Origin of the sequence: Shewanella subflava, from assembly GCF_025971955.1 — a bacterium.
Classification (GTDB): Bacteria; Pseudomonadota; Gammaproteobacteria; order Enterobacterales; family Shewanellaceae; genus Shewanella; species Shewanella subflava.
On record NZ_JAPDMX010000012.1, the window covers coordinates 107557 to 122099 of the forward strand.

Here is a 14543-nt window from a genome sequence, read left to right on the forward strand (position 1 = left end):
ATCAGTATTTACTTATTATCGTGACCATGGTGACGACCATTGTGTGCTGGTTTAGCAATATCTTGCATGTAGATAGCACGATTAGCTTCAATCACTTTATCTGACGGCAGTGGCACAATCTCAAATGCCGCGTCAAATTCTGTCATCACGTTAGCTAAGATTTCTAAGAAAGACGCATCGCCTTGAATATTAGCCGCTTTACTTGCAAGCAAGTCTTTAATTGTTATTTGCTTAAGGTTCAGTCTAACAATGTCCGATTGATTGATAGTCAAGGTCGCGGTTGCAGTGTCTTTAACTTTATCAATTTTAGCGTTACTTAAGTTACCGTTTGAAAGCTCTACCACGTAGATGTCTTGGGTATCTGGAAGCACTAAATTAACTTCAAAGGCATAATCTTGCGCTTTAATTGAATCCACTTTAATCGCTAAGTAATCCAGTAACGACCCCACTGGCATTTCAGCAATAATATCTGCTGATGCTGATTTTAATGCCCCCGCTTGACGGCCAATACGCAGCTCCTGAGCCCCTGAAAGATAGACATTTCTCCAACCTGCGCCCTCCGATTGATACCCTAACTGCTCATAAGTATCAGCCAATAGCGAACGAGCATCGTTGTTAGTTGGGTTATTGACGACCACTTTGTTCAACACGGTTGCCACAAAGTGGTATTCACCGTTAGCAAAATCCGCTTTGGCACGTTTTAAAATCGCTTTGTCACCGCCCATGTATTCAACAAACTTAGCGGCTTCCGCTTTTGTGGGTAACGGATTCAGGTTAGCAGGATTCATGTCAAAATAACCGAGGTACATGTTATATACCGCGCGCGCATTGTGCGAATAAGTTCCATGGTAGCCATTAGTGTGCCATGCATCTTTAATTGATTGCGGTAATACTTTTTGGATTTCCCAGCCTATATCTTGTAAAACCACGCCATTATTAGCCAAACGTAACGACTGGTTATGAACAAAACCATAGTTATCGCGCTGCAGTTTTAAGAAATCATTAATATCATGGTTGCTCCACACGGGTGAGCTATGTGCTGAGAATAAAAACTCTGCTTCACCGCCCCATTGTTGGATCATGTTATTAATTTCTTTTGACCACTTCAGCGCATCACGTACTTTAGCACCGCGTAAGGTATACACATTGTGCATGCCTTTGTAGGTCACTTCCGCAGCCCAAATCGTCTTCATACTGGGGATATAAGCCACGGCTTCTGATACGGCTTCAGTACCTGATGCATCCATAAACACAATTTCTAAGCCATCAATCACTACTGTTTCGAATTTGCTTTCAAGGTTAGTTTCGTGATGTGGCAACACATAGGTGATCTCACCTTTAGCAATCCCATTTGATAAGGCCGCATCAACAATCGTGGTATCTGATGGCACCATAGTCGCACCGTATTGATAAGATGTACGGCGAGACATGGCATTACCCGCAAGTACGTTTTCATCCACCATCTCTTTGGTGATATTGGCTGAACCGTACACTTTTACGTTCGGAAACATATCCTGAATGCCACGAGAGCCGCCAAAATGATCCGCATGTGAGTGCGAATAAACCATAGCAACAACAGGATCATTATTGCCAAAAGGCAAGTGTTTAAGGGCGAAGGCTAACGAGGCTTTAGCCGCTTCACGGGTGGTGAGTGGGTCAAATACAATCCAACCATTATCAGTACGCACTAAGCTCATGTTGGCTAAGTCAGTACCGCGAATTTGGAAAATATTATCGTTCACCTGATACAAGCCATAGGCTTCATTGTTCATCTGTGCTTGGCGATAAAGCGAGGGGTTAATGGTATCTGGTGTTGTATCACCGATAAATTCATAGGCATCGGCTAATAGTGCTGCGGTTGCAGCATCAAGCGGCGCAATCAAGTTAGCGCGGCCTTCTTGAAACGACTTTGTATCGTCAAACTTTAACCCTTTAGCAAACTCAGTATTGTATGCTTTAGTCGCCTGAGTGGCGGGCTTGCCTTGATACATAAATGAGGTTGTTAATGCATGTTCATCTTGGCCTGCAGCATGGTCATGTGCCACAGCAGAATAGCTAAAAGACAAGCTTGAAATAACGATTGAAGCAATAACGGACTTGTTCATAAATAATCACCTATAGTGAGGTTGCTACTTGATACCAAGCGAATAATCAAAACGCTCGCTGACTTAATTGCATTCATCATAAACTGTTAACAATTTAGATAAACAAAGGTAACTATGGTTAACTATTAAGTTATACTTATGAATTAACATCCGCTGTTATAGTGAGTACTTATGCCAAACAAGATAGATTTAAATCTCTATAGTGTGTTTTCGCAGGTATACCATCACCAGTCGATCACCCTCGCGGCTGAGCAACTTGGGGTAACTCAAGCGGCGGTCAGTGGATCGATAAAACGTTTATCACTGATATGTGGCCATGACTTATTTATTCGTCATGGCCGCGGCATTATCGCTACCCTCTATGCGCATCAACTCATGGAGCAACTGCAGCCTTCGCTTGAAGTGTTAGAAGGACTAGTCGAAGACACTAAGGAATTTGATAGCAAACGTTCTAAGCGGCAATTCACTGTGCTTGCCTTCGAGTCCATTACCGATCAACTGTTACCCCATACTTTGCATTTGCAAACGCTAGGCAATCCGCTCATCACCTTTAAAGATCAAAATACCAATGAGACACAAATCAATGAGGCGCTATTTTCCCAGCAAGCCGATTTGGCGATTGATATTACCGATAGCCGCGATAACACCTTAATTTACCAACCCCTTGCTACGGATAAAATTGTATTGATTTGCCGCCATAATCATCCGCGCATTAACGGCAATGTTAATGCAGAGCAATTTTTTTCTGAGCAGCACATTAAGCTCAACCTCACCCGCGCAAATACCTCGATTGTGGATTTTTATGCAGAGAATAATCTGTCCACCCGCAAAGTGGTGGCAGAGTGTAACTCGTTGCTTTCGTTAATTTCTTTAGTAGCGCAAAGCGATTGCATTGGCGCCTGCAGTAAATCATTAGCCCATAAATACCAGCAGGCGTTTAATATTCAAATTATCGACATGCCAGTTAACATTAAACCCGTTCAATTATCATTAATTTGGCATCGACGGCAGCGAAACAATCCTGCGCATAAATGGTTACGCGACACCATCAGTGAAATTTACCAGAATCATATTGGTCTATCGCAATGATGGTTAATCAATTAGCGACAAACGGCTCATCTGACGGTTGAATATCAGCAAAAGATCCACCTTCTAAAAAAGGTGGCTTTGATATCACGCCCTCAAAGGGCGCTTGCCTGCCGTGCATTAACAAGACGCCGTAAATATATCCCTATTTGCTCGACTCAATCATCCCTGATTTAGAAGCTTGTACCGCACCATTAGCAAAGCTCACGTATCACTTGAGTTAATCAGCTATTGAACGTACTTCAGGCAAAGCCTAATTGATGATACCCCCTACTGAAGTAGGTGGTTTAGGGGCTGAAAACAACAAACCTCGCATTGCGAGGCTTGTTTTATCTCGCCCAAACTCGGGCTAAATGTGATAAATAGGTGATTTAATCAAGCTATTTTTTAGTCTCAGGATAAAGGCTATTCCACCACTCTGGTTCACCTTTTAACTGTAAATCAAACCATGCTATTGTGGTATCCCACCAGTCAAAACGCACTTTACGTGCATTTATATGGTGATCTTGACCGGCAAATTCGACTAATTCGACGTCTTTGTTTAATAACTTAAGCGCGGTATACATGTAATGACTTTCGCCAACAGGCACGTTGGTATCGGCATCACCGTGGATAAGTAAAAGCGGCGTAGTAATTTTGTCTGCATGGTATAGCGGGCTTTGATCTACGTATAGCTCACGGTTATTCCATGGAAAACTGCCACGACTGGCTACACCTGAATAACCATAGCCCCACCAGCCATGTCCCCAATATGAAGACAAGTTACTGATACCAGCATGGGACATAGACGCGGCAAAAATATCGGTTTGGGTCGCTAAATACATGGTCATAAAGCCGCCATAGGAGGCGCCCATATTACCCACTTTTTTAGGGTCAACGGCAGGGTAAGCCTGTAAGAATGCTTGAGTTCCCTCAATAATGTCATCCGCACTGTGCTTACCCCAGGCATTCACATGGCGGCCACTGAACGCTTGTCCATATCCCGTTGTTCCATTTGGCTGTAATACATAGACCACATAACCTTGTGCCGCCCATAAATTGAATGGCCAGCGCCCGCTAAAATGACGTCCAACAGGTGCAGTACCACCGTAGTAATAAACTAATGCAGGGTATTTTTTAGTCGCATCATAATCAACGGGTAAATACACTCGTCCATCAATCAGCTGACCTTGTTTATTGGTAAAATCAAAGTCTTCCATGTTACCGAAACGCGTGTTCGCATAGCTGGTCACTTTGCTATCAAACAACATCAGTTTACGATTGGATTTGATATTCATGACGTATGCTTGTTGCGGCACCGTTGCCGATGTCCCAGCATAAACGATGGTAGGCAAGGCTTGATCGGTAGCAATCCCAAAGCTGTTTACCATTTCGACACCGGTGTCGATTTTAGTAAACTTATTTTGGCTTTTATCGAAGAAATATAAGGGCGAAAGATCAGCCTCTATCACTGATAGAATCAAATCTCTGCCTGCCACGGCTGTCATGCTAGCAATTGCGGGATCAAACTCTTTACTTAACGCGGTAATTTGCCCGGTTTTGGTGTCACGCCAATATAATTGACCATCATAGTCGTTCACTTCTATTGCAGGATCTTGTTTACCTAAGCCATCCATAAAATTTGGACCCGCTAAAATAAACATCCCGTTCTCACCATATAACGCACTGCCAAAGGTACGGTATTCGCCAATCAACGTTTCAGTTAAGGTGGCAATATCTAATTCAACTAATTGTGATAGTCCGTGGGCAGGCTCGGCATAGTCAACCTCCGAGCGGGTCAATAACAGCTTACCTAAACCGATATCGCTATCGAGTAACTCACTACTTTGCTTAGATTCGGTTAATTGTCTCATGACGCCCGAACCCACATCGAGCTGATATATTTGGCTGTTATTACGCCAATAGCTCCAGCGATCTTCCAGTGCCTGATAACGCTTTGAGGTGGCTTTTTCGTCCGCTTTAAAGGTTTTTTGCCAACTCAATAACAAGGCATCGCCATACCACTGCAAACCTGAGACATTTTCAACTTTTTCTGCTATCACTTTTAGTGATAAATCGGCGATATCTAACAACACAATTTGCTGGCCAGTTACAAACGCTAACTGCTTGCTATCGGATGAAAATGCGCTGCTTTGCGGTAGGCTATCTTGCCAGCGGTAAAGTACTTGGTTATCAGCAACGTCACGTAGTTCAATAATTGAAATGGCTTTATCACCCTCATTAGGTGAATATTCAACGGTTGATTGCAGTAGGTATTTACCATTAGGCGATAACTGCATACTGCTAATGGTTTTAGCATCAAACAACTGCTGCGCTGACACGCGTTGGCTATCCTGCTTGGCAAAACTCAGTACATCAACCTCATTGTTACCCTGCCAATCCAAACTAAAAGGCACATCAGCTTGCTGACCATCAGCCAACACTATCAGTTGATAATCACCATTAGCTAACACCAGCGGCACTTCGTCTGCAGATTTGACGAGCTGCCCATTTAAATACACTTGTGGATTTTCAAGCCCTTTTATCTTAAGGGTCCCCTGAGTAAATCGCTGAGTTGATAGTGGGAGGTGGTAAGCTAACCAGCCTTCACCTTCTGCTTTTTCTACCGCCGATTGCCACGTTAATGATTGGTTGAAAACCAATACGGGTTGAGTGGCATCCGGTTGGGTTAACTTTGCAACTAGATTGGCACGTAACGCATCGGCATGAGCACCTTTAGATAACGCCACTGCACTTTTTTGGCTAACCGGGCCAAGGCGCTGTACCTGATTCAGATCGATTTCGGCGCCATGGGCCATGCCCGCAACGGCGAGGGCTAAACTGGTTAAAACCAGCGTAAAAGATTTCATGGAAAGTCCTTTTTTAAGTTATTTTTATGAACTGAAATATTGATAAATTAGGTGTGCAAAATCATATAATTGTGACATTTTGACAAAGATGGCCTAAAAATGCATCTGTTTTCGGGCTCAAACCAAACATAGCATGACCAACGAGTGTCAATCTTTGCCGTGCAACACCAAATTATCTGTACCAACAAAATGACAAATGATGTGTTTATCATTAGTGAAAAATCACTACCGTTAATTCAGCATAAAATACTGTTAAAACTACAAAAACCATTTTAAACACTCCTTAACTTAAGCTCATTTTAAAATCCACAATTTATACTGACGCGCCGGTATAAATTGCTTGTATAAAAAGTGATGATTGAATGGCTATACTGGCCTCTTATTAGTGTGTTTTGTCATACTGATTATCGATATCTAAGGAAATGTATGGAACTGCTTACAACGTTGTTTATTGGGTACCCAGTTTGGGTATGGGCAATGTTTTTTACTTTTGTCATCGGCTTATTAGCCTTTGATTTAGGTGTATTACATAAAGAGCAACATGAAATCTCTGTCGCAGAAAGCCTGAAACTGTCGGCATTCTATATTGCGATGGGCTTGTTGTTTGGGGCGTGGTTATGGTGGTACAAAGGCTCTACCGCCGGTATGGAATACCTGACGGGTTACTTAATTGAAAAGTCGCTATCAATGGATAACGTGTTTGTTATTGCCTTAATTTTTAGCAGCTTAGGCATTCCACGTCTTTACCAGCATAGGGTGTTATTCTGGGGCATACTCGGCGTTATTGTACTGCGCGCAATCATGATTGGTCTTGGTGCTGTGTTAGTCGCTAAATACCAAGGCATATTGGTATTGTTCGGTTTATTCCTTATTTTCACAGGTATTAAAATGCTGTTCTCTGATGACGAGCACGGCAGCCTAGAGGACAATAAGTTTTACAAGTGGCTAAGAAGCAAGATGCGCTTTACACCAGGGTTACATGAACAAAAATTCTGGGTACGCGGTGAAGACCACCAGCTGAGTAAAGGGTGGTGGGCGACACCATTATTTTTAGCACTCATTTTAGTCGAAACGGCTGATTTAGTGTTCGCGGTAGACAGTATTCCAGCAATTTTTGCAATAACCCAAGATCCATTTATTGTGTACACCTCAAATATTTTCGCTATTTTGGGCTTACGTGCCTTGTACTTTGCTCTAGCGGCAATGGTGCATCGATTCCATTACTTAAAATACGCTTTGTCTGTGGTATTGGTATTTATTGGTGTCAAAGTCGGGCTGGTGTATTTTAACCAAACAGGTTTAATTGACTTTAAAATACCAACCGCGCTGTCTTTAGGGGTGACCTTTGGTTTACTGTTGGCAGGCGTGTTGTACTCATTATGGAAAACCCGAGATCAATCGCCAACCTAGATGATCTCACCTTCCTAATGTGAAACTAAAAAGCCCTCAATACTATTGAGGGCTTTATTTTTCATCGGTTCGTGGCTTAAGTTACTTGGCCATTTTTCTGCCGTATATCAGTAAATATATCGCAGGGATCACAAACAAAGATAACAACGGTGCAGTAACCATACCACCAACCATAGGCGCCGCGATTTTTTGCATCACTTCATTCCCTGTACCGCTGCCCCACATAATCGGCAATAATCCAAAGAAAATCGTCGCGACTGTCATCGCTTTGGGGCGGATACGCATTACCGCACCATGAATTAACGCTTCGGTTAAATCTGCACGATGATGATATTGCCCTGCAGCCTGACGGTCTTTAATACTGTTGTTAAGATACACTTGCATCACCACGCCAAATTCTGCCGCAACACCGGCTAGGGCTATCATCCCCACCGACACGGCAACCGAAAAGTTAAAGTCGAGCAAGTATAACAACCATGCACTGCCGACTAATGAAAACGGTAAACTAAGCATGATCACCGAGGCCTGGATAAATGAGCTAAATGTCATCATCAACAACATGAAGATCACCATTAACATCAATGGCACCACCAGCTGCATTTTCGCTTCAACGCGCTGCATATACTCATATTGTCCTGCAAAGGTGTAGCTGTAACGCGGCGGTAAGTTAATTTGCTCATCTAGCGCAGTGCGTGCCATTTTAATGTATTCACCAATTGAAATGTCCTGTAAATCAATAAATACCCAACTGATTAAACGGCCATTTTCACTGGCCAACATAGGTGCGCCATCACTGATGGTAATGTTAGCTAAATTACCCAAAGGTAAATATTTACCTGTTTTGGTTAATACGGGTAAGTCTTTCAGCTTTTCAATGTTGTCACGAAGCTCGCGTGGATAACGAATATTAATCGGATACCGCTCTTGCCCTTGAATGGACTGACCCACTTGCATACCACCAATGGCCATTTGCACCACATCCTGAATGTCTTTCAAGGTCATGCCGTAACGGGCCGCATTTTTAAGGTCGGGGTCAATATCAATATAACGGCCGCCGCTGGTGCGCTGTGCGAAGGCCGACGATGTGCCCGGTAACTTACTGACTACGGCCTCGATTTCCGTGCCGATGCGCTGCAGCTCATTAATATCTGCCCCTGATATTTTTATGCCTACAGGGGTTCTGACCCCTGTCGATAACATATCAATTCGGGTTTTAATTGGTTGTACCCACGCATTGGTAATACCGGGCACTTTAACGGTTTTTTGCAGCTCACTGATAATACCTTCCAGTGTCATGCCCTCACGCCAGGTATCCCGAGGATTAAGCATAATGGTGGTTTCCAGCATAGTCAGTGGCGCAGGGTCGGTGGCGGTAATCGCACGGCCAACCTTACCAAAAACCCGTTTCACTTCAGGAACCGTTTTGATTAATCTGTCGGTTTGCTGCAATATTTCTGCCGCCTTACCTGAGCTGACACCGGGCAAAGTGGTTGGCATGTAGAGTAAATCGCCCTCTTCGAGTGACGGCATAAACTCACTGCCCATTTTTGTCATCGGATATACCGCGCTGCCAAGTGCCATAATGGCCACTAATATGGTCATTTTGGGGAAGCGCAGTACCACGCGTAACAAAGGTTCATACATAGCAATTAATAGGCGACTGAGCGGGTTTTTCTTTTCCGCAGGAATTTTGCCACGCACAAGATAACCCATTAACACCGGAATTAAGGTGATAGCCAAGATTGCCGATGCGGCCATAGCAAAGGTTTTAGTATAGGCTAACGGATGGAATAATCGCCCTTCTTGGGCTTCCAGTGCGAACACAGGCACAAAGCTTAGCGTAATGATTAACAAGCTAAAAAATAGCGCTGGCCCCACTTCAACGGATGCCTGTCGTACAAGCTCCCAATGGGCTTCCCCCGTGGGTGTTGCACCATCATGCTCATCGCGATAATGCTCAAGATGTTTATGGACGTTTTCTACCATCACAATCGCGGCATCGACCACGGCACCAATCGCAATCGCAATTCCGCCTAGGCTCATAATATTGGCATTAACGCCTATCATGTTCATGACGATAAAGCTGGCCAGAATTGAAATGGGTAATGAAATGATCGCCACTAAGGTTGAGCGGGCATGCAGTAAGAAAATCAAGCAAATAAAGCCGACCACCAGCATTTCTTCTAACACTTTGTGCTTGAGGTTATCCACCGAGTTTAAGATGAGTTCAGAGCGATCATAGGTAATCACTAACTCAACACCTTCAGGTAAACCGTTTTCAATTTCGGCGAGTTTGGCCTTAACGTTGTTAATGGTAGCAAGGGCGTTTTCGCCATAACGCATCACCACAATGCCACCCACAACCTCACCCTGACCATCAAGCTCGGCAATCCCTCTTCGAGCCGCTGGGCCTGTGCGCAGTTGTGCCACATCTTTCATTAATACTGGCGTGCCCGACTCAGCCACAATGCCTAAGGGGATTTCTGCAAAGTCTTCTAAGGTTTGACGATAACCCGACGAGCTGATCATATATTCAGCTTCAGCCATTTCAATTACCGAGCCACCGGTAGAACTATTAGAATTATCTAACGCGCTTCTCACCGTCATCAAATCAATTTGATATAGCGCCAACTTGTGAGGGTCAACTATAATTTGGTAAGACTGCTCCATGCCGCCAATGGTGGCGATTTCTGATACTCCCTCGACACTTTGCAATTCTAATTTTAAAAACCAATCTTGTAATGAGCGCAGCTGAGCTAAATCATGTTTACCTTTACGGTCAACAAGGGCGTATTGGAACACCCAACCCACACCTGAGGCATCTGGCCCTAATGAGGGAGTCACATTGGGGGGTAATTGCCCTTGAGTTTGCGATAAATACTCTAAAACCCGTGATCTAGCCCAATAGATATCTGTGCCATCTTCAAAAATGATATACACATAGGAGTCGCCAAACATCGAAAAGCCGCGCACGGTTTTCGCCCCCGGCACGGCTAACATGGCTGTCGACAAGGGGTAGGTAATTTGGTCTTCAACTAATTGTGGCGTTTGCCCTGGATAAGAGGTTTTTACAATCACCTGCACATCAGATAAATCAGGTAAAGCATCTAACGGCGTCATCCGCATGGCTTGATAGCCAATTAACGCAATCACCACGGTCATTAACAGCACCATGGCGCGCTGTTTAATCGACGCACTAATTATTTTGTCTAACATAGCGGGCTCCGATTAATGATTTGCATGGGGATCAGCAGCAGCGCTATTGCTACCACTTAATCGCTGTAAACTGCCTTGAATACTAGCTTCTGAATCGAGCAAAAATTGCCCTGACACAATCACTTTATCGCCCGCTTTTAAGCCCTCGGTAATTTCAGCTTTTCCCTGGGCAATCATGCCAACCTTAACAGGGACAGATGCAAACTGGTTATCGCTGCGTTGCACCACGACACGGTTTTCACGTCCTGTAAGAATTAATGCCTCGGTTGGAATGGCTAACACCCCACGATTTGGCCCGCCAAACAGTTTTACATCCACTAGGGTGCCAGGTTTTAATTGCTGATTAGGGTTATCTAAGCGAATTCTTACCCGCATTGCCCGTGTCACTGGGTCTAACTCTGGGTAGATGTAATCTATGTTAGATTCAATATCAAATAGCCCTTGCGCCGCTGAAGTGACCTCTACTGGCCGCCCTTGTTGCAACCAGCTTTGCTCATTTTCAAATACATCGGCAATCACCCAAACACTACTTAAATCAACGATTTCAAACAAAGTATCACCGGGTTGTACGTACATACCATGACGAACCGTAAGCTGGCTAATTAAGCCATCTTGCTCGGCATAAAATGGTACTCGATATAAGGTTTCGCCAGTCTGTTCTAATTGTTGTATTGAGGCCGCACTCACCCCCAGCAATTCAAGTCGCTGACGGGCTTTTTTCAATAATACCGCCCCACGATTTTTATCCTGTTTAAGGTAATCTCTGGCTTGCATGTAATCATCTTGAGCATTGATCAGTTCAGGTGAATATAACTCATACAATAATTGGCCTTTTTTAACTTGCTGACCCACTGTATGTACCTTGAGGGTTTCTATCCATCCCGTCACGCGCGTATGCACATGACCTATGGCATTTTCATTGTATTCAACTGTGCCTATGGTTTTGACTAGCTTCCACAGCGTGCCCTCGGTCACGGTTTCACTGCGCATGCCTAAAGCTTGCTGCATGCCTCCAGAAACCCCAACAACCACTTCCTCACCCACATCACCCAAGGTGACTTTTTCTAAATTCATGCCACAAATTGGGCAAGTCCCAGGGGCATCTGAGACCACATGGGGATGCATGGGACATACGTATTTAATATTAGAGGCCGCCTGCGCGCTTTTAGCTGGCAGTATGTTATTTAGGGGCTGGCTGAACACCTTGTCAGCTTGGCTAGCTGAAGATGATTGGGTTGCCGTACTCTTCATCGCCGCATGAGCATGCCCAGAATGATCACCTTCAGTATCCTTACTTGAACCCGCTTCTTCCTCTTCTTCTTTAACCACTAAAAACATATTGCACTTAAGGCAGCGGCCCGCTTTATCGCTGGTCACCTCAGGGTGCATAGGACAAATATAGGTTGCAGACTCCGATAACGTATCAACTGGATGTTCACTGTGATCATGATCTGTAGCTAACACCACTGGTGACACCAATAAACTTGTGGAGACCAAAAAACAAAGCGTTAATGCTACGCACTGAAAAGCATAATTTTTTAAAACAGAATTTTTCATATAAACCTCGAACGGTTTAACACAAAAACGTGCTAAGACTCGTTAAAAACACCATAAAATATTGCCGTTTATTCAACAGCAGCAACATTTATTTATGCGATTGGAGGTCTAAATGCAGGAGGAAAGTCAACAGAGAAACTGTTCACCGTCGCGGTAAGTGGCGCAGGATGAGCTGGGGCGTTGGCAATATCTAACTGAATATCACTTAAGTCAGCGGTAAAGGTAATCGTTAAGCAGTGATTGCAATCGATACTGCAACCGCCTAATCCATTACAACAGCTATTGCTGTTATCTACTTGCTGCAATTGTGGATCAGATACCATATTGCCATGGCAATCTGTCATTGCTGAAGCATGCAGCATTGGGGTCATAGGCACATCTGAGCTGTTACTCAATACTTGCGTCATCATATGGGACGATTGATGATCCATTGGCACCATAGAACTACCATTAGCTAACAAACCTTGTCCGACAAGTGCGAACAAAGTGAGTGTAATTAGCCAGTAGTTTTTCAGTGTTTTTTGCATCGCACTCAAAATCCCATAATGCCAGACTGAATAAATCTTGCTGCCAGTGATAATTGGCGTTTATTCAAAATAGGCTGATAAATGTCAACCAATAGAGTTGACCGTGTAAATCATCAAACGCTTTCAATCTAAAACAACTTCAATTGCTAGTGCTTATAGCAAACAAGCCAATCGAAACAGCAATAGCATAACGCTAAACTCATGCTGATGATAACGTTTTTATTGTGGCTGCAGTGTGATAAATGCCTAATTTAGCAAAACTATGACCATTTTATCGCTGAAGTTTTTAACCGATTACGTCGTTTACGGCTTAATTTACCCTTGCGGAGTAAATCAATACACCAATAACATCCGGTCATGGTTAACCACAAACTGAAAAAAGCCATCAACATCATAGGCACATTATTGAAACTGCCTTGGTTATTGTAATCCATAAAATGCAGCATAAAAAAGATATCGGCTAATTTTTTATGCTCATCACTGTGGCCCACTATGCGCCCAGATTGTGCCTCAACATATACCTCGGTACCGATATCGTCAGCAAAATTAACCTGCCATGTGGGATTTTGCTGTTTGGGAAAAGCACTAATGGGTGGCGTAAGTAAAGTGAGTTTCGCGACCTTCCCGCCACCTGTATATGACGCTTGAGCTAACTTTGAAATCCACTTGGCATCAAGAGTGACCACCTCTCCGCTATAGCCATCGACTAAGGTATATTGATGATAAGAATGTGCATACAAGCCTTGTTGATGGCTAAGTAAATAAAACGGTTTGCCCAATAAAAATACTGTGTCCAGTGCCACACTATCACGATGCTGTTCAAGTACCGCTTTAGGCTCTACCCACATCGTCGCATCAAGTGGGTTAGATACCTTACTCTGACTAAAATAGGTTAACCCTGCCGCTTTGGTGTGATCCATCAAATTGAAATACAAGCCGCTAACTAACCATAAAACAACCTGAATCCCCACAATGACCGACACCCATTTGTGCCATTTTCTAATCCAACGCATTAGGCGACTCCTACCCCTTGGGCGCGGCTTTTTTTACGACGCATAAACAGGCCTTTGAACACCCTAAAATACACTAACACCATGCCCGTCAATGCGCCAAAACTGGCTAATAATGCCACCCAAAACAATAACGCATTATCAATATCTTCACCGCTGCTGTAGTCCATAATATGAAACCTAAACATCCAATCAAACCAACGCCAAAACTCATGGCGCTTGCCCACTAAGATGCCAGTTTGTGCCGATACATAAAGCGAAGGTGCGCCAAAATCATCAAAATTAATGCGCCATGCTGGCAAATGGCGTGGGTTTAACTCAAAAGGCGGATTGTCGGTAATCAGCGTCACCTCGGCAACCTCGCCGTTACCCGTATAAAAGGATTGCGCAATCGACACGGCTGTTAATTCTGATAATGGTGTTAACACTTGGCCACTTTGGGCACTAATAACCACTTTATTAGGAGACTCACTCTCTGCTAGTGTCAGCCTATAAACGGTTTCACCTAGCAAGGTATCAACACTGATATTGTTAATCTTGGGGTAAGCGTGCGTTAACTGTTGCAGGGAATAATGCATTTGGGCGGGCTGCACTTTAGCTTGCGGGTCAGTCACCAAATCATCGCCATGGATAAAATCAATATCCATATACACCATATAAGCGCCGGTGACCGACCAGATTGCAAATTGCAGTCCTAAAAATAACATCAACCATTGATGGAGTTTTCTTGCGGTTTTATGCATAACGCTCTCTGTATTTAAGCTAAAACGCTGTTATAGGGTG

Annotated in this window: 9 protein-coding genes; 2 read left to right on the top strand and 7 right to left on the bottom strand. The window is 43.8% G+C overall.

Annotation, left to right across the window (positions count from 1 at the left end; translation table 11 throughout):
• Positions 1 to 8 precede the first annotated feature (8 nt).
• Positions 9 to 2105, bottom strand: coding sequence for an alkyl/aryl-sulfatase (locus tag OHT75_RS06585; RefSeq protein ID WP_264725696.1), 2097 nt, complete (start codon positions 2103 to 2105; stop codon positions 9 to 11).
• 171 nt (positions 2106 to 2276) lie between these two features.
• Here OHT75_RS06585 and OHT75_RS06590 point away from each other — a divergent pair, with 171 nt between their 5' ends.
• The gene (locus tag OHT75_RS06590) at positions 2277 to 3194 is read left to right on the top strand and encodes a LysR family transcriptional regulator (protein ID WP_264725697.1); all 918 of its coding nucleotides are present in this window, start codon (positions 2277 to 2279) and stop codon (positions 3192 to 3194) included.
• A 377-nt stretch (positions 3195 to 3571) separates the two neighbouring features.
• On the opposite strand, the gene OHT75_RS06595 is transcribed toward OHT75_RS06590, so the two are convergent.
• Positions 3572 to 6040 (bottom strand): alpha/beta hydrolase family protein, encoded by a 2469-nt coding sequence (locus OHT75_RS06595; protein ID WP_264725698.1) that lies wholly within the window; start codon positions 6038 to 6040, stop codon positions 3572 to 3574.
• 426 nt (positions 6041 to 6466) lie between these two features.
• Here OHT75_RS06595 and OHT75_RS06600 point away from each other — a divergent pair, with 426 nt between their 5' ends.
• Complete coding sequence (locus OHT75_RS06600) at positions 6467 to 7450, top strand: TerC family protein (RefSeq protein WP_264725699.1); 984 nt, start codon at positions 6467 to 6469, stop codon at positions 7448 to 7450.
• An 81-nt stretch (positions 7451 to 7531) separates the two neighbouring features.
• Here the strand turns inward: OHT75_RS06600 and OHT75_RS06605 are convergent, their stop codons facing one another.
• The 5 genes from OHT75_RS06605 to OHT75_RS06625 form a co-directional block, all read right to left on the bottom strand.
• Positions 7532 to 10666, bottom strand: coding sequence for an efflux RND transporter permease subunit (locus OHT75_RS06605; RefSeq protein ID WP_264725700.1), 3135 nt, complete (start codon positions 10664 to 10666; stop codon positions 7532 to 7534).
• Positions 10667 to 10678: 12 nt separating this feature from the next.
• Positions 10679 to 12223, bottom strand: a complete 1545-nt coding sequence (locus OHT75_RS06610; protein WP_264725701.1) for an efflux RND transporter periplasmic adaptor subunit — start codon at positions 12221 to 12223, stop codon at positions 10679 to 10681.
• Between the two features lie 92 nt (positions 12224 to 12315).
• Positions 12316 to 12750, bottom strand: a complete 435-nt coding sequence (locus OHT75_RS06615; protein ID WP_264725702.1) for a hypothetical protein — start codon at positions 12748 to 12750, stop codon at positions 12316 to 12318.
• Positions 12751 to 13010: 260 nt separating this feature from the next.
• The gene (locus OHT75_RS06620; protein WP_264725703.1) at positions 13011 to 13763 is read right to left on the bottom strand and encodes a PepSY domain-containing protein; all 753 of its coding nucleotides are present in this window, start codon (positions 13761 to 13763) and stop codon (positions 13011 to 13013) included.
• Positions 13763 to 14503, bottom strand: a complete 741-nt coding sequence (locus OHT75_RS06625) for a PepSY domain-containing protein (protein WP_264725704.1) — start codon at positions 14501 to 14503, stop codon at positions 13763 to 13765. The genes OHT75_RS06620 and OHT75_RS06625 overlap by 1 nt, the downstream gene beginning before the upstream one ends.
• Positions 14504 to 14543 lie beyond the last annotated feature (40 nt).